Origin of the sequence: Roseomonas acroporae (assembly GCF_023223525.1) — a bacterium.
Lineage (GTDB): Bacteria > Pseudomonadota > Alphaproteobacteria > Acetobacterales > Acetobacteraceae > Roseomonas_E > Roseomonas_E acroporae.
Genome location: NZ_JALPRX010000027.1, coordinates 1 through 16,980 on the forward strand (window position 1 = coordinate 1; position 16,980 = coordinate 16,980).

Sequence of the window (16,980 nt, forward strand, 5' to 3'; positions counted from 1 at the left end):
GCCCTGGCCGTGGCGGCCGGCGATCCGGTCGAGCCGGGCGGCCCCCTGTGCCTGACCCGGCCGGGCAGCGGCACGCCGCTGCTCGTGCTGGTCGTGCCGCTGCCGCGCCCGGCCCTCGCCTTCTGAGAAGAGGCCGGCGGGCCGCGCGCGCTGCTGCTGGTCGCCGATCCCGAGGCGCCGCTCGGGGCCGCCGCCGAGGCGTTGCGTCTCGCCTGCGGCCTGACCCCGACGGAGGCGCGGGTGGCGGCGCTGGTCGGCGAGGGCCTCGGCGTTCCCGAGGTCGCGGCGCGCCTCGGGATCGCGCCCGGCACCGCGAAGCAGCATCTCGGCCAGTGCTTCGAGAAGACCGGCCTGCGCTCGCAGCTCCGCCTCGCCCGCCTGCTCGGCGCGATGGCGACCCCCCAAGGGGGGCGGCAGGCGTGACGGTGGGCGGGCGCCGTGAGGCCGACGCGCCGCCTTGCCAAGCGCCGCGCGCCCCACTACGCCGCGCCCATGGTGACGCGTGAGGACGTGCTGGTTCTGGGCCTGACCGCCGGGGTGATCGGCTCCCTGGTTGGCGGGCTGCTGCTGGGCATCGGGCTCGGGCTGGCGGTCGAGGGCGCGCATATCGGCTGGCTGCTGATGCTGCCGGCGGCACCGGTCTCGGGCGGCATCGGCTACGCGCTGGCGCGCCGGCTGGCGCGGCAACTGCCCTCGGGGCGGGCCGACCGGCGGGGCTGAGCGCATCCGGCGTCGCACCGGCGAGGGCCGTCGCCCCGGTCCGACCCCCCCGGTCCGACCATGGCCGGCCGCACCGCCGGGGCGCACCGGGCGCCCCATGCCGCCTGCCCTTCCCGAGCCCCATGCCTGGGCGGTCTCGTCCACGGCGCCGTTCCATCCATGGGATGGATGGCCTTCATCAGCACGTCGCGTTGGCCTTCCCGGCGCGGCGCCGCCAATTCCGTGGCGGAAGCAGGGCGCCGACAGCCGGTGTCCGACCGAGGCGGCGATCCGCCTCGCCCCACGAAGGCAGCCGCCATGTTCCGCAACCGCATCACCGCCGCCTGCGCCCGCGAGCTTCTCGTCGATGCCGGCGCCGGCCTCTACGTCCTCGGCTTCCTCGCCGCCGTCGAAGGCGCGCTCGGCCGGCTGTTCTACTGAAGCGTCGCCCTCTCCCGGCGCCGTGGCACTACGGCGCCCGCCCGTTCTCCCGCCGCCCGCGCGCCAGCTCCCGCACCACGCCGTGCAGCGTGCGCAACTCCTGCTCCGTCACCTCGCCGCGCTGGAAGAGGTGGCGGATGTTGCGCACCATCCCCGGGCGCTTGGGCAGGTTGTCGAGGAAGCCGCTCGCATCCAGTTCGGCCACCAGATGGGTCAGGAAGTTCTCCAGCTCCCCCTTGGTGGCGACATGCGTCTCGTTGGTCATCAGGTGGCGCGGCTCGGTGCCGTCGGCCGCGACCCACCACTCGTAGGCCAGCACCATCACCGCCTGGGCGAGGTTGAGGCTCATGAAGGCCGGGTTCAGCGGGTAGCGCACCAGCGTGTCGGCGCAGGCCATGTCGTCGTTGTCGAGGCCCGCGCGCTCCGGCCCGAACAGCACCGCCGCCCGCAGCCCGCGCCCGTTGATCTGCCGCAGGTCCTCGGCGGCGGCGCGCGCGGTGCGCATCGGCTTGATGATGTGGCGCGGCCGCGGGCAGGTGGCGAGCACGCGGTGGCAGTCCGCCACCGCCTCGGCCACCGTCGCGTGCTCGGTCGCCGCCTCCAGGATGCGGTCGGCGCCCGAGGCGGTGCGCCAGGCGCGGTCCTGCGGCCAGCCGTCGCGCGGCGCCACCAGGCGCAGGTGGAACAGCCCGCCATTGGCCATGGCGCGCGCCACCGCGCCGATGTTCTCGGCGAGCTGCGGCCGCACCAGCACGATCACCGGGCTCTCGCCGGGCGGCGGCTCCAGCGGCGCGCCGGCGTCGCGACCGGTCATGCGGCGGGGGCCGCGCGCGGCACCGCCTCGTGGTGGCGGATCACCTCGCGAATCACGAAGGCGAGGAACTTCTCGGCGAATTCGGGGTCGAGCCGGGCGGCGGCGGCGAGGCTGCGCAGCCGCGCCACCTGCTCGGCCTCGCGCGCCGGGTCGGCGGGGGGCAGGTGGTGCGCCGCCTTCAGCCGGCCGACGCGCTGCGTGCAGCGGAACCGCTCGGCCAGCATGTGTATGATCGCCGCGTCGATGTTGTCGATGCTGACCCGGAGCTCGCGAAGCTGGGCCAGCGGGTCGGCGGCATCGTCGGCCGGTCCCATGGTGTTCTCGTTCATGCTTTGCCCGTTCCCCGGCTGCGTCGCGTTCCGGCCGGCCCTGCCGCCGCCCGGCCGCTCGCCGCGGTGTCTCCTACGGCGAACCGCCGTCCCGCCGGGACGGCGGTTCGCCGTAGGCCCTTGTCTTCGAAGCGGATTCACGCCTTCGGGCGTGTCCGCTCTCCGGCGCCCCGCTTTAGAGCAATTCGCCGGCGCGCGGAAACCGCCGCCGGCGCAACGCGCCCGTGCGGCGACCAGGCGGCTGGGCGGCGGGTGGCGGGGCCGGCGATGAGCGCGGCCGGCATGCCGCCCGGTCCGGCAGCGGGGGGGCGGGTGGCGCAGGGAGCAGCGCAGGGGGCGTCGCAGGATGCGGCGCTGCGCGAGGCCATCGACCGGCTACGGGAAGGCGGCTTCGCCGCCGCCGCCCGGCTGGCCGAGCCCGTCTACCATGCGCGGCCCACCTCCCTGGAGCCGATGCTGGTGCTCGGGCTGGCGCTGGGTGGTTGTGGCCATCCCGACCTCGCCGCCGACCTGCTCGACGAGGTGGCGCGGCGGCGGCCGGACGCGCCGCACCCGGCCGCGGACCTGCTCGGCCTGCTCGGCGCCGCCGGCCGCGAGGAGGCCGCCGCCGACTACCTCGCCGCCGCCGGGGCGCTGGCGCCGAGGGACCCGACCCTGGCCCTGGCCGCGGGCGACTGGGCACGGTCGCGGGGGCGCGCGGCGGCGGCGAGGGAAGCCTACGGACGGGCCCTGGCGCTGCGGCCGGGCTGGAGCGAGCCGGCGCTCCGGCTCTCGTCGCTGGCGGTCGCCGCAGACGAGCCGGAGGAGGCGGTCGCGGTGCTGGAGGCGGCCCTGGCCGCCGGCCCGCCGAGCGCCGAGCTCTGCAACAATCTCGGCGTGCTGCTGGCGGGGCTGGGCCGGTTGCCGGCGGCGCTCGCCCGCTTCGAAGAGGGGCTGCGCCTGGCGCCGGACCTCGCGCGGCTGCGGGTGAACCGCGCCATGGCGCTGCTCAAGGCCGGCCGGCGGCGGGAGGGGTGGGCCGAGTTCGAGTGGCGCCTGCGCGACCCCGGGGTGCGCCGGCTGCTGCCCGAGGCGCCGCTGCTGACGCCGGGCGTGCCGCTCGCCGGGCGCACCGTGCTCGTCACCTACGATTCCGGCTTCGGCGACACGATCCAGTTCGCCCGCTACCTGCCGCGCCTGCGGGCGGCCGGGGCGAGCGTGCTGCTCTGGGTGCCGACGCCGCTGGGGCGGCTCCTCGCCGACGTCGCGGGGGCCGATTCCGTGCTGTCGGGCGACATGGTCCTGCCGCGCTTCGACTGGCACTGCCCGATCATGCGCCTGCCGCTGGTGCTGGGCGAGGCGGCCGAGCCGATCCCGGCCGCCCCCTATCTGAAGGCCGATCCGGCGCTGGCGGCGCGCTGGGCCGGCTGGCTGGCGGCGCTGCCGGCGGGACGGCGGATCGGGCTGGTCTGGGCCGGCTCCGCGCGGGCGCACGACGCGCACCTGGCCGAGATCGACGCCCGGCGCAGCCTGGACGCCGCCGCGCTGGCGCCGCTCGGGGCGGTGCCGGGCCTGTGCTGGGTCGGCCTCCAGCACGGCGACGGGCCGCGGGCGCGGCAGGCGCCGCCCGGCCTCGTCCTGCACGACCCGATGGGCGAGGTGCGCGACTTCGCCGATACCGCCGCGATCATCGCCGGCCTGGAGGCGGTGGTGAGCGTGGACACGTCGGTCGCGCACCTGGCCGGTGCCATGGGGCGGAAGGTGCTGCTGCTGGATCGCCACGACAATTGCTGGCGCTGGCTGACCGGGCGGGAGGACAGCCCGTGGTACCCGACCCTGCGCATCTTCCGGCAGGAGCGATGGGGGGAGTGGGGGCCGGTGGTGGCCCGCGTCGCGGCGGCGCTTGGGCATGTCCCGCCGGGGCCCGCTCGACCGGACGACCCGGGACGCGCGCGAGGGTGATGGTCGGGGGTTGATTTCCGCCCGTCACGATCGGGCGGAATCCGGTCCGGTGTCGCGATCGTCACGTCGCGTCTGCGGGAATGGCCCTCCTGCGGCCCCGGCCCGCGATCGTGCCTTCCGAGGCTCAGCCTTCCGTCGCGGCGATGGCCAGGCGCAGCTGATCCAGCACGCGCTGCGCCTCGATCGGCGAGATGCCGCGCTCGGTGTTGAGCATCAGGTCGAGCGCGCGCGCGGCGGCACGGAGCGCATCGGTGGGACGCTGGTCGCGGGCACGCCGATCGACGCTGAAATGCAGGCCAGGAGCCGGCTGGGGCGCGAGGGCCTGGGACGCGAGGGCCTGGGGCGCGAAGGCCGGGAGCAGGGAGGCCGGGAGCAAGGAAGCCGGGATCATGGGCGTAACCCTCAGGAAGTCCGGAATATCTTGTTATGCATATACCAGATCATTTTTTGAACAAAGCACATTTGCGTAATCCAGTCATGCGACTTCGCTTAAGAAAATGTAATCCTCCCGATGACCAGCCGGCGCGGCCATGACGACGAGGGAGGCCTGCACCCGAGCGGGAAGCCCTTCCGCCCGCCCGCAGGAAGCGGCCGGGGCTCACGGCACGGAGGCCCGTGCCGTTCTGCGGCCGGCCCCTGGCCGGCACGACGGACGTGGCCGTCGATGCCGGCCTTCGCCGCCGCGCGGATCGTGGAACCGTCCCGACCGCGCGTGGTCGCCGCGGCAATCGCCGGCGAATCGGGTGCCGTGGCGGAGGCGGCGACGACTCGGCACGCGCCGGCGGCATCCCGCGCCGGCCGTCCCGGCGCTGATCGCCAACCAGGTAAATGCGATGATGCTGCTCATCGGCGTCGCCAGGGCGCAGGGCGGAAGGCTTCGCGTCCTGGGGCTCGCCGCCCGTGCGCGCTCCCCCGGCATGCCGGAGGCGCCGATGCTGGCGGAGCGGGGCTTCAGGCTCGACGCCGATCTCTGGCTCGGCATCCTTGCCGCGTCCGGCATGCCGGAGGCGAGGGCGAGGCGGTTGGGGCCGGGCCAACCTGTCCGACGAACGGGCCCGGCAGGGCGAATGGGGGCGTGGGACAGCGGGGTCGATCAGAACGCCAAAGAGGGTTCCCCATACGGGAACTCCCCCGAGATTTCCTCGCCCGCTGCCCCGGAACCGCGGAAGAACCCGGATGGCGGTCGGCGTGGCCCTATGCCGCTTCCCCCTGCCGGCGCAACTCCTGCGTCAGCCGCGTCACCTCGGCGCGCAGCAGCTCGCCCTGGCGCGCGATCTCGCCGCTCGACAGGCGCAGCGCGTCCAGCGCCTCGCTGGTCTCGCCGACCGCTTGGCTTGCCCGCGCCACGCCCGTGGCCACGCGCTCGGTGCCGACGGCGACGTCCTGCGCCGCGCAGCTGATCTCCCGCGTGGCGTGGTCCTGTTCCTCGACCGCCGAGGCGATGGCGCCGGCGATCTCGCTGGTCTGCTCGACGGTGACGCCGATCGCCCGGATGGCGGCGACGGCGCGGGCGGTGGCCTCCTGCATCTGCGCCACCTGGGCGCCGATTTCCTCGGTGGCCGCGGCGGTCTGGTTGGCCAGCGCCTTCACCTCGCCCGCGACCACGGCGAAGCCTTTGCCCTGCTCGCCCGCCCGTGCCGCCTCGATGGTCGCGTTCAGCGCCAGCAGGTTGGTCTGCGCGGCGATCGTGCCGATGAGCCGCACCACGTCGCTGATCCGCGAGGCACCCTCCGAGAGCGCCTGCACGACGGCGTCGGTCGCGCGGATCTCGGTCACCGCGCTGCCGGCCGCCGCCGCGGCCTCCCTGACCCGGCTGGTGATCTCGCGGATGGTCGTGGTCATCTCCTCCGTCGCCGCGGCGACGGTCTGCACGCCCATGCTGGCTTCCTGGATGTTCCGGGCCGCGTCGTCCGCCTGCCGTGTCGTCTCGGTGGCCGAGGCGGAGAGATCGTCCGTCGCGCGCTTCATCCCGTTCGATGATGTCGCGAGCCCGTTCGCGACCTCGGTCAGCGATCGGTCGATCTCCGCCGCCAGGGCCGCCGCCGCCTCGCGGCGCCCGGTGACCGCGCGGGACTCGGCCAGCGCCCGTTCCCGCTCCCGCTCGGAAGCCTGCCGCGCCACCTCCGCCGCCGCGGCTTCGGCAGCCGTCAGCGCATGCGCGGCGCGGTCGATCAGCCAGCACAGCGCCGCCGTCTCGAACACGACGATCACCGCGTGGAAGACCACCCGGGCGAGGTCGCCGCCGCCGGGAAACACGGCGGCGGGCAGGAGGAAGTTCAGTACCAGGTGGTGCAGGGCGATGGCCGTGGCGGCGACCAGGACGGCATTGCGGTCGAGCAGCGCAGCGGTGACGGCCAGTGCCGCGAAGAAGTGCATGTGCGCGTCCGCCTGCCACGGATGGCGGGAGAAGGCCTCGACGAGCAGGGCCGGCATGAGGCAGAGCGCCACCGCCACGAGGGCCCGGGTGGCCGGCGCGGCCGGGCGCGCGACATGGGCGCCGCCCGCCGCGACGGCGATGCCGAGCCAGAGCGAAAGGGGCCGCCATACGGAGCCGCCGGCCAGCCACGCGGCGACGCCCAGCAGAGGACCGTGCAGCAGGATGATGCCGACGAGGGCACGTTCGGCGTCGCGGCGCAGCGTGCCGAGCGCCCCCATCCCGTCGGGGGTCACGGATCGGGTGAGCATGTGGACACTCCCTGCCAGGCGACGGCGCTTCCGAACGTGGAGCGGATCAACGCCGTGTCTCCCCGCAGCACCGCGTAGCCCGGTGCCGGCAGGGCGAGCAGCCTGACCTCCGCCAGCGATGGCTGGCGCAGCAGCCGTTCCAGGCCGGCGTTCCCGAGCCGTACGAGCACCGGCGTGTCGCCCTCGGGCAGCAGGCGGCCGGGCGCCATGGCAAGCGGCACCAGCGTGGCCATGGCGAGGGCCGGCATCAGGTCGCGTATCCGCATGGGGGCGCACCATGCCGGCAAAGCGATAACGGGGGCTGAAGCGCGGCGCCGGGCGCAACCGCAACACCCGACGGACAGCGTCTCCGTGAGTCACGGCGTCGTCGTGAGCAGCGGGCCCGGGCCCTGCCGCGGCAGACGATCGCGCTACCCGCCACCTTGAGGCCGGCATGGTGGCGAAGGCCGCCGCCCTGGCCCGGCTGGTGCCGCGCAACAGGACGTTGCTCGGCGGCGTCCCGGCGCTGGCGATCCGCAACGGCGCCACCGCCATGACCGTGACGCACCGGGGCCCGATCGCCATGCCGATGCGGTTGGCGATCAGGGCGTGGGTGGTGTCGCGGCCGACCTCACCGCCCGCCGGCGGCGTCCCGGGCGGCGTCCTCGCGCACGCTGCGGCCATCCCGGCTTATGGCGTCGCCGGCACGGGAGAAGGCGCCGCCGACCGCGCCGAGGCCACGCCCGGTGAGGTCGCGCGTCTCGTTCCAGGTGCGGTCGATGAAGCGCCCCACGCGCTCGCCGACGGTGGGCGGGTCGGCCGGGCGGTCGGCATAGGGCAAGGGCGGGGGCAGGGGACGCGAATCGCCGGTCACGGCCGGCTGAGCGAGAGCCGGCAGCGCAGCAAGGCCGAAGAGCAGGGCGGCGGTCGGGATCTGGCGCAAGGTCCGATACCCCTCGACTGGCGAAGCGTGCCCCGGGAAACGTGCCCCCGGCGTGCCCCCGCATCGGGGAAGCTGGAGCGGGCGATGGGAATCGAACCCACGACATTCAGCTTGGGAAGCTGACGTTCTACCTCTGAACTACGCCCGCGCCGGTTCCGGGAAGGCGCGCCCGGCAGTGCGGGGCGCGCGGCAACCCGCTGCCGGCGCTAGGCGTAGCGCAGGCTTGCCGCCCGGGCAAGCCGCCGCTACTGTCCGGCCGCCGTCCAGGGACCCCGGTCCCCGCGCGGCGCTCGCGATTTGTCCGGCCAGCTTGCGGCGAGCCTAAAGAAACGCGCTAAACGGCCTGGGGCGTCCCGCCCCGCCCGGTCCGCATCGGCGACGGGCGGGAAGGGGCGCGCTGCCCGCGAGGGGCCGGACCAATTGCGTCCCGAGGTCCCCGCCATGTCCCGTTCCGATTCCCGTCCCGACCGCCAGGGCCCAGACCGGCAAGGCCCAGACCAGGGCCAACCGTTGCCGCGCGCGCTCCGCCCCGCCACCCTTCTCGTGCGCGGCGGCACCGCCCGCAGCAGCTTCGACGAGACGGGCGAGGCGCTCTTCCTCACCTCCGGCTTCGTCTACGAGAGCGCCGCGCAGGCCGAGAACACCTTCCTCGGCACCGAGCAGCACTACCAGTACTCCCGCTTCGGCAACCCCACCGTCGCGATGCTGGAGGAGCGCCTGGCGCTGCTGGAGGGTGCCGAGGCCTGCCGCTGCACCGCGACCGGCATGGCGGCGGTGAGCGCCGCGCTGCTCTCCCACCTCAAGGCCGGCGACCGGGTGGTGGCGTCCCGCGCCCTGTTCGGCTCCTGCCACTGGATCGTCTCGACGCTGCTGCCGCGCTACGGCATCGCGACCTCCTTCGTGGACGGCGCGGACCTCGCGCAGTGGCAGGCGGCGCTCGCCGAGCCGGCGGCGCTGGTGCTGCTGGAGACGCCCTCCAACCCGATGCTGGAGATCGTCGACCTGAAGGCGGTGTGCGACCTTGCGCACGCGGCCGGCGCCATCGTCGTGGTGGACAACGTGTTCGCGACGCCGCTGCTGCAGAAGCCGCTGGAATTCGGCGCCGACGTCGTCGTCTATTCCTGTACCAAGCACATGGACGGGCAGGGGCGGGTGCTCGGCGGCGCGGTGCTGGGCTCGAAGAAGTGGGTCGAGGAGACCTTGCAGCCCTTCACCCGCAACACCGGGCCGGCGCTCTCGCCCTTCAACGCCTGGGTGATCCTGAAGGGGCTGGAGACGCTGAAGCTGCGCGTGGACGCGATGTGCCGCGGCGCCGAGCGCGTGGCCGAATTCCTGGCCGGCCGGCCCGAAATCGCGCGCGTGCTCTACCCGACCCGCGCCGACCATCCCCAGCGCGAGCTGGCCATGCGCCAGATGAGCGCGGGCGGCACGCTGGTCACCTTCGACGTGGCGGGCGGCAAGGACGCGTGCTTCCGCGTGCTCGACGCGCTGCGCGTGATCGACATCTCCAACAACCTCGGCGACTCGAAGAGCCTCGCGACGCATCCCGCGACCACCACCCACATGCGCGTCGGCGCCGAGGAGCGCGCGCGGCTCGGCATCAACGACGGCACGGTGCGGCTCTCGGTCGGGCTGGAGGACGTGGAGGACCTGATCGACGACCTCGCGGCGGCGCTGGACACGCTGGGCCGGAACTGAGCGGACCGGGGTTTCCCGCCCGCCGGTCGGACTCGTCGGCCGCGCCGGAACATGCGACAAGGGAACGGCCAGCGGCGGGCCGGTTCGCTGTGCCGGCCTCGCCGTGTGGCCGGGCCGGCGACGCGGCCGCGAGCGGGGGAGGACGCCGGTGGCGGGACCGGGCCGGCAGGCCCTGCGGACCACCTCGTCGTCCCCGGCGCGGGGCCGGCCTCCGGCGCGACGGCCTCGCCACCGCCAAGATACGCCAGGGCTGAACGCCATGACCCGCTCCGACCGTCCCCGCACCGAACGCCAGGCCGAGCAGGCCGCCCAGGCCGGCATCTACTCCGCGACCACCCGCGACATCCGGGTCTCCGTGCGGGCCTACTACCTGGAGGACCAGTCGGAGCCGGATCGCGCGCACTACGTCTGGGCCTACAAGGTCTCGATCGAGAACCGCGGCGCGGTCGCGGTGCAGCTCCTGCGCCGGACCTGGCGAATCACGGACGCGCAGGGGCGCATCCAGGAGGTGAGCGGCGAAGGGGTGGTGGGCGAGCAGCCCACGCTGGAGCCGGGCGAATCCTTCGAATACACCTCGGGCACGCCGCTCGGCACGCCCTCGGGCTTCATGCGCGGCACCTACCACATGGTGGAGATCGCCAGCGGCCTCGCCTTCGACGTCGCGATCCCCGCCTTCAGCCTGGACAGCCCGCACGGCGGCAGCGTGGTCCACTGAGCCGGCCGGTCCGGGGCGGGCCTGCTCGGACGGCCTGCCCAGGCGGGGCCCGTCGGGGGGCGCGGAGCGAGGCGGGCCACGCCGGCCGCCGACGCGACCATGGCCGGCCGGAGGTGTCGGCAGCGCAGCGGTTGCCTGCCGGCCAGGATGGCCTAAATAGGCGGCGCGGGTCCTGCGACCGGGCATCGCCTCCAGGGTATCGCCTCCGGGGTATTGCCTCTGGGGCATCGCCTCTGGGCGCCGCTCCGGGCGTTGCCCCTGGGTGCTGCCTCTGGGCACTGCCCCGGCGGCACGGTGCGCGGCCCGCACCGGATGAGGACCTGTCAGCCTTGACCTCGCATCCTTCCGACTTCCCCGGCGGGTTCCACGCCGTGCCCGACGACCGCCCTTCCCGCGAGGAGGCGGAGGCCGCGGTGCGCGTGCTGCTGCGCTGGGCCGGCGACGACCCGCAGCGCGAGGGTCTGCTCGACACGCCCAAGCGGGTCGTGCAGGCCTACGAGGAGTTCTTCGGCGGCTACCACACCGATCCCGTCGAATTCCTCCGCCGCTCCTTCGAGGAGACGGCGGGCTACGACGAGATGGTGGTGCTGCGCGACATCCGCCTGGAGAGCCATTGCGAGCACCACATGGTGCCGATCATCGGCCGCGTGCACGTGGGCTACCTGCCGGCGGGCCGCGTGGTCGGCATCTCCAAGGTCGCGCGCGTGATCGACGTCTTCGCCAAGCGCCTGCAGATCCAGGAGAAGCTGACGGCGCAGGTCGCCAACACCATCAACGAGGTGCTGCAGCCCAAGGGCGTGGCCGTGGTGGTCGAGGCGCAGCACATGTGCATGACCATGCGCGGCGTGCACAAGACCGGCGTCTCCATGGTCACCAGCCGCATGCTCGGCGCCTTCCGCGACGACTTCTCCACGCGCCGCGAGTTCCTCTCGATGATCGGTAACCCGCGCGGCGGCGCGCGCGAGACCTGAGCGGCCCCCGACCCGCCTCTCCAGCGTGGTCCTCATGGCCTGGTGCCTGCGGCCTGCCCTTCTCCGGCCGCCCCGTCCGGCCTGACCCGTTCGAGGCTGCCGCGCGGCGCAGGCGCCGGCCCGGTGGCCGCTGGCATGCCGATTGCTCGCCCGTCCCCTGCGAATAGGTGGCATCACCCACCTGTCCCGGGCCGCCTCCCCGTCATCGGGACGGCGGCGGCGGGGCGGGGCGGGGTGGTCGCACGGCAAACGAGCAGGAAAGGCACGCCCATGCCCGGCTCCCTGACCGACGAACAGGTCGAGCACTTCCGACGCGAGGGCTGGCTCTGCCCGTTCGACGCGATCGGCCCGGACGAGGCGGCGGCGAACCTCGCCGCGCTCGACAGCTACGACGGCCGGCTCGGCCCGGACGCGACGCTGCGGCTCAAGATCAAGGCGCAGGTGGTGGCGCCCTGGATGACCGCGCTCGCCCGCAACCCGCGCATCCTGGACGCGGTGGAGAGCCTGATCGGGCCCGACATCCTGCTGTTCGGCACCTCGGTCTTCGCCAAGAAGGCGCGCGACGTGCGATTCGTCTCCTGGCACCAGGATTCCGCCTATTACGGCCTCGACCCGCACGAGGAGGTGACGGCCTGGGTGGCGCTGACGCCCAGCACGGTGGCGAATGGCTGCCTGCGCGTGCTGCCGCGCAGCCACCGCATGGCCGATTTCCGGCACGAGGAGACCTACGACCCCGAGAACCTGCTCGCCCGCGGCCAGACCATCCGCGACATCGACGAGTCGCAGGCGGTGGACATGGAGCTGCAGGCCGGGCAGTTCTCGCTGCACCACGAGCGCACGGCGCACTGCTCGGCGCCCAACCCCTCTGACCAGCGGCGGGTGGGCGTGGCCTTCTTCTACATGCCGGCGCACACGCGCTCGACGCTGGGGCGGCGCGGGGCGCTGCTGGTGCGCGGCGAGGACCGGCACGGGCACTGGGACCGCGACCCGGAGCCGCGCATGGACCTCGACCCGGTCTGCCTCGACTATCTCGACCGGATGTGGGCGGGGTATCGCGATACCGGCGTGAAGCAGGCGGCGGAGAAGGGGCTGGTCTGAAGGGGGGCTTTGCGGCTGGCGCGCGGGCATCGGGGCGCTGCCCCGAACCCCGCCAAGGGGCGAAGCCCCCTTGGAACCCCCGTTCCGGGAAGAAAGTCCGAAGTGTTTCGACACCCGGACCCGAACGAGGAGAGGTGCAGGAGGGCCTCGCCCTCCTGCCGGATGGGGGCTCCGGGGGCCTTTGGGGAAGGCAGCGCCTTCCCCGGGCATCGGCTAGAGCATTTTCAAGCCGAGCGTCCTCGCTCAGCGGCTCGGAAAATACGAAAAATCAAAAGGCTGGAGCCGTTCCGGCCTGATACAGTCAGGCTGGATCGGCTCTAAGTCGCGGCTTTCCGCGCTACCCCCCGAAGATCCGCTTCAGGAAGCGCGACACGCGGTGCCGCTTGCGCTTGCGCTCGATCTCGGCCGCGTCGCGCAGCCAGGCGATCTGCACCACGCGCCGCTCGCCGACGAAGGGGGTGTGGCCGTGCCAGGACCGGTCGCCGCGCAGGAAGGCGAACATGGTGCCCTCGTCGGGCGGCACCTCCAGCGTGTAGTTGTCGAAGCCCTTGTTGTCGCGCAGCACGCGCAGCCGCCCCTCGGGCGAGGACCAGCCGCGGTTCAGGTAGAGCAGCAGCGTCGCCACCTTGCTCCGGCTGTCCGTGTGGATGCAGCCCTCGTGCGCGGCCGAGACGTACCGGACCGTGACCAGGGAGGGCAGGGGACCGAAGTCGATGCCGAATTTCTCGGTCATCGCGGCCTTCATCTCCGGTCCCTCGATCTCGCGCAGCAGGGTGGCGAAGGCGCCCTGCGGCTCGAAGCCCTCGACCGGGTGGTAGCCGGCCTGCCGGAACACGGGGAAGTCCCGCCGCAGGACATCGGCCGTTCCCGGCAGCAGCATGCCCCTGGCGAGGGTGTGCGGGTACGGATCGGTCAGCAGGGGGGCGGCACGGAAGGCATCGAGATTCAGGATCCGATCGATCGTCTTGACCGTTGACGGCGCGGCGAGGGTGTCGATGGACATGGGAGGCTTCTACACCCGGGCGGGCGGAACCGATCCCGCCAAGACCGAGTTTGAAGCAAGTTTAATCACCTTGTTCATCATTTAGGCAGCGGCGGGCGGCGGCGCTTCGTTCGGTGCCGCGCCGCGCCGCGGTTCCCGTCGCGGGGATCGCTCGGCGGGCCGGGGCGGTTTACGACGGCCTCGGCAGCCTGTATGGCGCGACGCAGCATGCATGCGCCGCAATCCGGCCCCGGGCCGGCCCCTGCCGATCAGGCGGCTCCCGGAGCCGCCCCGGCCGTCCCACCGAACGAGGGCCCGCTCCCGGTCTACCGGGCGCGGCTGGCCGCCGGGCTGCTCCGGCCCGATCCGGCGCAGGAACTGGCCGCCGAGACCCTGCAGGACCTGTGGCGCCGGCTGCGCGGCTACGACCCGCAGACGGAGCCGCCGGCGCAGGGCGGGCTGATCGCGCGCTTCTTCCGGCGCAAGCCGGTGGAGGAGGCGCCCGACGCGCCGCAGGGCCTCTACCTCGTGGGCGAGGTGGGGCGCGGCAAGTCCATGCTGATGGACCTGTTCTTCGACTGCGCCGAGGTGGCGCGCAAGCGGCGCATCCACTTCCACCAGTTCATGCAGGAGTGCCACGGCCGCATCCATCGCTGGAAGCAGGCCCACCCCGGCGACTCCGACCCGATCCCGCCGCTCGCCGACACCATCGTGGCCGAGGCGGCGCTGCTCTGCTTCGACGAATTCCAGGTGCACGACATCGTCGACGCCATGCTGCTCGGCCGGCTGTTCGAGGCGCTGTTCGCGCGCGGCGTGGTGGTGGTGGCGACCTCCAACACCATCCCGAACGACCTGTTCAAGGGCAAGCCCGGGCGCGACGCCTTCCTGCCCTTCATCGCCCTGATCAACAAGCGGCTGAACGTGCTGGTGCTCGACTCGCCGCGCGACTACCGGCGCCACCGCATCCAGGGCCTGCCCACCTGGCATGCGCCGATCGGCGCCCGTGCCGACCGGGCCCTCGACGCCGCCTTCCGCGAGCTCACCGGGGTCGCGCACGGGCAGCCGGCGACGCTGACCGTGCTCGGTCGGCAGGTCTCGGTGCCCGAGGCGGCGCGCGGCGTGGCGCGGGCGGATTTCGAGGCGCTGTGCGGCATCCCGCTCGGCCCCGCCGACTACCTGGCGCTGGCCACGCACTACCACACGCTGGTGCTGGACGGCATCCCGCGCCTCGGGCCCGACAATTTCGACAAGGCGCGACGCTTCATCACGCTGATCGACGCGCTCTACGAGCACCGCTGCAAGCTGGTCGCCTCGGCCGAGGCGGAGCCGGACCGGCTCTACGAGCAGGGCGAGAACGCGGCGATGTTCGAGCGCACCGCGAGCCGGCTGATGGAGATGCAGAGCCAGGACTACCTCGCGCTGCCGCACCTGACCTGATCCGGACCCCGGCCGGCGCCGCGCCCTCGCCCTTCGCGGCATTTTTCGCCGGCGCGTTCAACCGCCCATCCAGATCCTTGTTTCTGCGCGATTTTTCCGTCGACGCCGGGCACCGGCGCGGTGAAGATGCCGCGCAGGGGGGATGATTCTCCACGCGGTGGCTCGCGCGGCCCGCTTCCGGCGGGCGGCGCCGGGGTGCCGGGTGCGTGCCCGCCTCCTTTCCCTGGCCGCGTGCCGACCACGAGGAGTACGGACACCTTGCGACGCCGCCTGCTCGCCTTCGCCGCACCCCTGCTCGCCCTCGCCGTGATGGGTGCTCCCGTCGCCGAGGCGGCGCAGCGAAGAAGCGCGACGCATGTCGTGACGGGCCGGGCCGCGCATTCGGCACCCGCGCCGCGGCTCGCCCGGCAGCAGCCGGCGGCGCATCGCCCCGCCAAGCCCGCCAATTCCCGAGTCGCCGCCCATGCCGGGACCCGCCCGGCCCGGTACGCCGCCGCCCGCCCGCGGCCCGGCCGCGTCGCGGCGGCGCCCGCCCGTGGCGTCGCGGCGGCGCCCGCTCGTGGCAAGGCGGCCGCGCCGGCCCGCACCGGCGCGCTGGCCGCCGGGTCGTGGCGGGGCCGCGCGGCCCGGACGCATGTCGCGACCGCGCCCCGACGGATCGGCGCGGGCCAGGTGGCGGCGTCCGGCCGGACCACGGGCGTGCGGCGCGGCACGGCGGTGGCCCGCCGCGCGCCCACGGCCCGGCCGGGCACCGGCGATGCCTATGCGGCGCTGCCCGGCCGCTGGTCGGGCTATGACGGCTTCGCCGTGATGGGGCGCGCCCATGCCGCCAGCTACGCCATGCCGCGCATGGTCGGCTGGCAGTCCATGCCGGCCGGCGCCGGCGCCCGGCAGCGTGCCTGCCCGGCCGGCACCGTGCCTACCCTGGCGCGGGGCCATGCCGACGTGGTGCGCTGCCTGCCGTTCTGAAGCCCGCAGGCGGAAGTGCCTGCATCCCCCTTTTGGGGGGGCGTGGACGGATCCGGGGGCGGGGCCGGGCAGGGGCAGGGGAGGAAGCCGGGGGCAGGAGGGCCGGGACGTCGGGCCCGCCTTGCCGCTGCGGCCGGGGCGAGGTAGGAGACGCCCCATCCAGAACGCTTTCCCGCAAGCCTTCCGCGAAGGAATTGGCTCATGGCCCGCAAGAAGATTGCGCTGATCGGCGCCGGCAACATCGGCGGCACGCTCGCCCACCTGATCGGCCTGAAGGAACTGGGCGACGTCGTCCTGTTCGACGTGTTCGGCGGGGTCGCCGCCGGCAAGGCGCTCGACATCATGCAGTCGAGCCCGGTGGACGACTTCGACAGCGCCATGTCCGGCGGCTCCGACTACGCCGCCATCGAGGGCGCCGACGTCGTCATCGTCACCGCCGGCTTCCCCCGCATGCCGGGCATGAGCCGTGACGACCTGCTGACCAAGAACGCCGGCGTGATGGCGCAGGTGGGCGAGGGCATCAAGAAATACGCCCCGGACGCCTTCGTGATCTGCATCACCAACCCGCTCGACGTGATGGTCTGGGCGCTGCAGCAGAAGTCCGGCCTGCCGGCGAACAAGGTGGTCGGCATGGCCGGCGTGCTGGACAGCGCGCGCTTCCGCCTGTTCCTGGCGCAGGAGTTCGGCGTCTCGGTCGAGGACGTGACCGCCTTCGTGCTCGGCGGCCATGGCGACACCATGGTGCCGCTGACCCGCTACTCCACCGTGGCCGGCATCCCGGTGCCGGACCTAGTGAAGATGGGCTGGACCACGCAGGAGAAGATCGACGCGATCGTGAACCGCACCGCCAATGGCGGCGGCGAGATCGTGAAGCTGCTGGAGAAGGGCTCGGCCTTCTACGCCCCGGCCGCCTCGGCGATCGCGATGGCGGAGTCCTACCTCAAGGACAAGAAGCGCGTCCTGCCCTGCGCCGTGATGCTGAACGGCGAGTACGGGCTGAACGACTTCTACGTCGGCGTGCCGGTGGTGATCGGCGCCGGCGGCGTGGAGCGCATCGTCGAGGTGCAGTTCACCGAGGCCGAGAAGGCCGCCTTCGACAAGTCCTGCGACGCGGTGAAGAAGCTCGTCGAGGACTTCAAGAAGCTCGGCGTCTGAGACTTCCCGGGCGCCCGGGCCGAGAGGCCCGGGCGTTCGGTTCCCGAGTGACCGCATCGTCCCAATAGAGCTCCGAACGGGGCCGTTCCCGCCACCGGTTCGGATCGTTCCACGCTCGCCCCAG

Annotated in this window: 18 protein-coding genes, 1 tRNA gene and 1 riboswitch; of the genes, 11 read left to right on the top strand and 8 right to left on the bottom strand. The window is 73.8% G+C overall.

What is annotated here, in order from left to right; genetic code table 11:
* Positions 1-201 precede the first annotated feature (201 nt).
* The 3 genes from M0638_RS07460 (at position 202) to M0638_RS28780 (ending at position 1,140) form a co-directional block, all read left to right on the top strand.
* Positions 202-423, top strand: a complete 222-nt coding sequence (locus M0638_RS07460; protein ID WP_248666339.1) for a helix-turn-helix domain-containing protein — start codon at positions 202-204, stop codon at positions 421-423.
* A 15-nt stretch (positions 424-438) separates the two neighbouring features.
* Positions 439-720, top strand: coding sequence for a hypothetical protein (locus M0638_RS07465; protein ID WP_248666340.1), 282 nt, complete (start codon positions 439-441; stop codon positions 718-720).
* Between the two features lie 297 nt (positions 721-1,017).
* Entirely contained in the window at positions 1,018-1,140 is a 123-nt protein-coding gene (locus M0638_RS28780) for a hypothetical protein (protein WP_282571900.1), read from the top strand.
* A 28-nt stretch (positions 1,141-1,168) separates the two neighbouring features.
* Here M0638_RS28780 and M0638_RS07470 read toward each other — a convergent pair whose 3' ends face one another.
* Together M0638_RS07470 and M0638_RS07475 are read right to left on the bottom strand one after the other, a co-directional pair.
* Positions 1,169-1,954 carry an RNA methyltransferase gene (locus tag M0638_RS07470; RefSeq protein ID WP_248666341.1) on the bottom strand — a complete coding sequence of 262 codons (786 nt, stop codon included), beginning with the start codon at positions 1,952-1,954 and terminating at the stop codon, positions 1,169-1,171.
* Positions 1,951-2,283 carry a chorismate mutase gene (locus M0638_RS07475; protein ID WP_248666342.1) on the bottom strand — a complete coding sequence of 111 codons (333 nt, stop codon included), beginning with the start codon at positions 2,281-2,283 and terminating at the stop codon, positions 1,951-1,953. Before M0638_RS07475 ends, M0638_RS07470 begins: the two co-directional genes overlap by 4 nt.
* A gap of 282 nt (positions 2,284-2,565) precedes the next feature.
* Between M0638_RS07475 and M0638_RS07480 the strand changes: the two genes are divergently transcribed.
* Positions 2,566-4,224, top strand: coding sequence for a peptide transporter (locus tag M0638_RS07480; protein ID WP_248666343.1), 1,659 nt, complete (start codon positions 2,566-2,568; stop codon positions 4,222-4,224).
* A gap of 124 nt (positions 4,225-4,348) precedes the next feature.
* On the opposite strand, the gene M0638_RS07485 is transcribed toward M0638_RS07480, so the two are convergent.
* The 5 genes from M0638_RS07485 to M0638_RS07505 form a co-directional block, all read right to left on the bottom strand.
* Positions 4,349-4,600, bottom strand: coding sequence for a hypothetical protein (locus M0638_RS07485; protein WP_248666344.1), 252 nt, complete (start codon positions 4,598-4,600; stop codon positions 4,349-4,351).
* A gap of 818 nt (positions 4,601-5,418) precedes the next feature.
* Positions 5,419-6,909, bottom strand: a complete 1,491-nt coding sequence (locus M0638_RS07490) for a methyl-accepting chemotaxis protein (protein WP_248666345.1) — start codon at positions 6,907-6,909, stop codon at positions 5,419-5,421.
* Positions 6,891-7,175: a hypothetical protein gene (locus M0638_RS07495; protein ID WP_248666346.1), complete on the bottom strand. Its 285-nt coding sequence runs from the start codon at positions 7,173-7,175 to the stop codon at positions 6,891-6,893. The genes M0638_RS07490 and M0638_RS07495 overlap by 19 nt, the downstream gene beginning before the upstream one ends.
* A gap of 344 nt (positions 7,176-7,519) precedes the next feature.
* A complete protein-coding gene (locus M0638_RS07500) occupies positions 7,520-7,831 on the bottom strand; it encodes a hypothetical protein (protein ID WP_248666347.1) in 312 nt (103 codons plus the stop codon).
* Between the two features lie 73 nt (positions 7,832-7,904).
* Positions 7,905-7,979: transfer RNA gene (locus M0638_RS07505), tRNA-Gly, on the bottom strand.
* Positions 7,980-8,110: 131 nt separating this feature from the next.
* A riboswitch (SAM riboswitch) is annotated at positions 8,111-8,189 on the top strand.
* Positions 8,190-8,341: 152 nt separating this feature from the next.
* On the opposite strand from M0638_RS07505, the gene metZ reads away from it, so the two are divergent.
* From metZ to M0638_RS07525, 4 genes are all read left to right on the top strand, one after another.
* The gene (gene metZ, locus M0638_RS07510) at positions 8,342-9,529 is read left to right on the top strand and encodes an O-succinylhomoserine sulfhydrylase (protein WP_248666348.1); all 1,188 of its coding nucleotides are present in this window, start codon (positions 8,342-8,344) and stop codon (positions 9,527-9,529) included.
* A gap of 259 nt (positions 9,530-9,788) precedes the next feature.
* Entirely contained in the window at positions 9,789-10,244 is a 456-nt protein-coding gene (gene apaG, locus M0638_RS07515; protein WP_282571901.1) for a Co2+/Mg2+ efflux protein ApaG, read from the top strand.
* Between the two features lie 329 nt (positions 10,245-10,573).
* Entirely contained in the window at positions 10,574-11,215 is a 642-nt protein-coding gene (gene folE / locus M0638_RS07520) for a GTP cyclohydrolase I FolE (protein ID WP_248666349.1), read from the top strand.
* Positions 11,216-11,485: 270 nt separating this feature from the next.
* Positions 11,486-12,313, top strand: coding sequence for a phytanoyl-CoA dioxygenase family protein (locus tag M0638_RS07525; RefSeq protein WP_248666350.1), 828 nt, complete (start codon positions 11,486-11,488; stop codon positions 12,311-12,313).
* A 337-nt stretch (positions 12,314-12,650) separates the two neighbouring features.
* On the opposite strand, the gene M0638_RS07530 is transcribed toward M0638_RS07525, so the two are convergent.
* Positions 12,651-13,316 carry a 2OG-Fe(II) oxygenase gene (locus M0638_RS07530; RefSeq protein ID WP_248666351.1) on the bottom strand — a complete coding sequence of 222 codons (666 nt, stop codon included), beginning with the start codon at positions 13,314-13,316 and terminating at the stop codon, positions 12,651-12,653.
* Positions 13,317-13,508: 192 nt separating this feature from the next.
* On the opposite strand from M0638_RS07530, the gene zapE reads away from it, so the two are divergent.
* The 3 genes from zapE (at position 13,509) to mdh (ending at position 16,856) form a co-directional block, all read left to right on the top strand.
* Positions 13,509-14,732 (top strand): cell division protein ZapE, encoded by a 1,224-nt coding sequence (gene zapE, locus M0638_RS07535; RefSeq protein ID WP_248666352.1) that lies wholly within the window; start codon positions 13,509-13,511, stop codon positions 14,730-14,732.
* A 258-nt stretch (positions 14,733-14,990) separates the two neighbouring features.
* A complete protein-coding gene (locus M0638_RS07540; protein WP_248666353.1) occupies positions 14,991-15,701 on the top strand; it encodes a hypothetical protein in 711 nt (236 codons plus the stop codon).
* Positions 15,702-15,902: 201 nt separating this feature from the next.
* Positions 15,903-16,856, top strand: coding sequence for a malate dehydrogenase (mdh, locus tag M0638_RS07545; RefSeq protein ID WP_248666354.1), 954 nt, complete (start codon positions 15,903-15,905; stop codon positions 16,854-16,856).
* Positions 16,857-16,980: the final 124 nt, after the last annotated feature.

Coding starts and splice junctions, on each gene's coding strand:
- M0638_RS07495 (WP_248666346.1), bottom strand. CDS start 7,175: ATGCGGATACGCGACCTGATGCCGGCCCTCGCCATGGCCACGCTGGTG.
- M0638_RS28780 (WP_282571900.1), top strand. CDS start 1,018: ATGTTCCGCAACCGCATCACCGCCGCCTGCGCCCGCGAGCTTCTCGTC.
- M0638_RS07480 (WP_248666343.1), top strand. CDS start 2,566: ATGCCGCCCGGTCCGGCAGCGGGGGGGCGGGTGGCGCAGGGAGCAGCG.
- M0638_RS07530 (WP_248666351.1), bottom strand. CDS start 13,316: ATGTCCATCGACACCCTCGCCGCGCCGTCAACGGTCAAGACGATCGAT.
- M0638_RS07490 (WP_248666345.1), bottom strand. CDS start 6,909: ATGCTCACCCGATCCGTGACCCCCGACGGGATGGGGGCGCTCGGCACG.
- apaG (WP_282571901.1), top strand. CDS start 9,789: ATGACCCGCTCCGACCGTCCCCGCACCGAACGCCAGGCCGAGCAGGCC.
- zapE (WP_248666352.1), top strand. CDS start 13,509: ATGGCGCGACGCAGCATGCATGCGCCGCAATCCGGCCCCGGGCCGGCC.
- mdh (WP_248666354.1), top strand. CDS start 15,903: ATGGCCCGCAAGAAGATTGCGCTGATCGGCGCCGGCAACATCGGCGGC.
- M0638_RS07475 (WP_248666342.1), bottom strand. CDS start 2,283: ATGAACGAGAACACCATGGGACCGGCCGACGATGCCGCCGACCCGCTG.
- M0638_RS07525 (WP_248666350.1), top strand. CDS start 11,486: ATGCCCGGCTCCCTGACCGACGAACAGGTCGAGCACTTCCGACGCGAG.
- M0638_RS07470 (WP_248666341.1), bottom strand. CDS start 1,954: ATGACCGGTCGCGACGCCGGCGCGCCGCTGGAGCCGCCGCCCGGCGAG.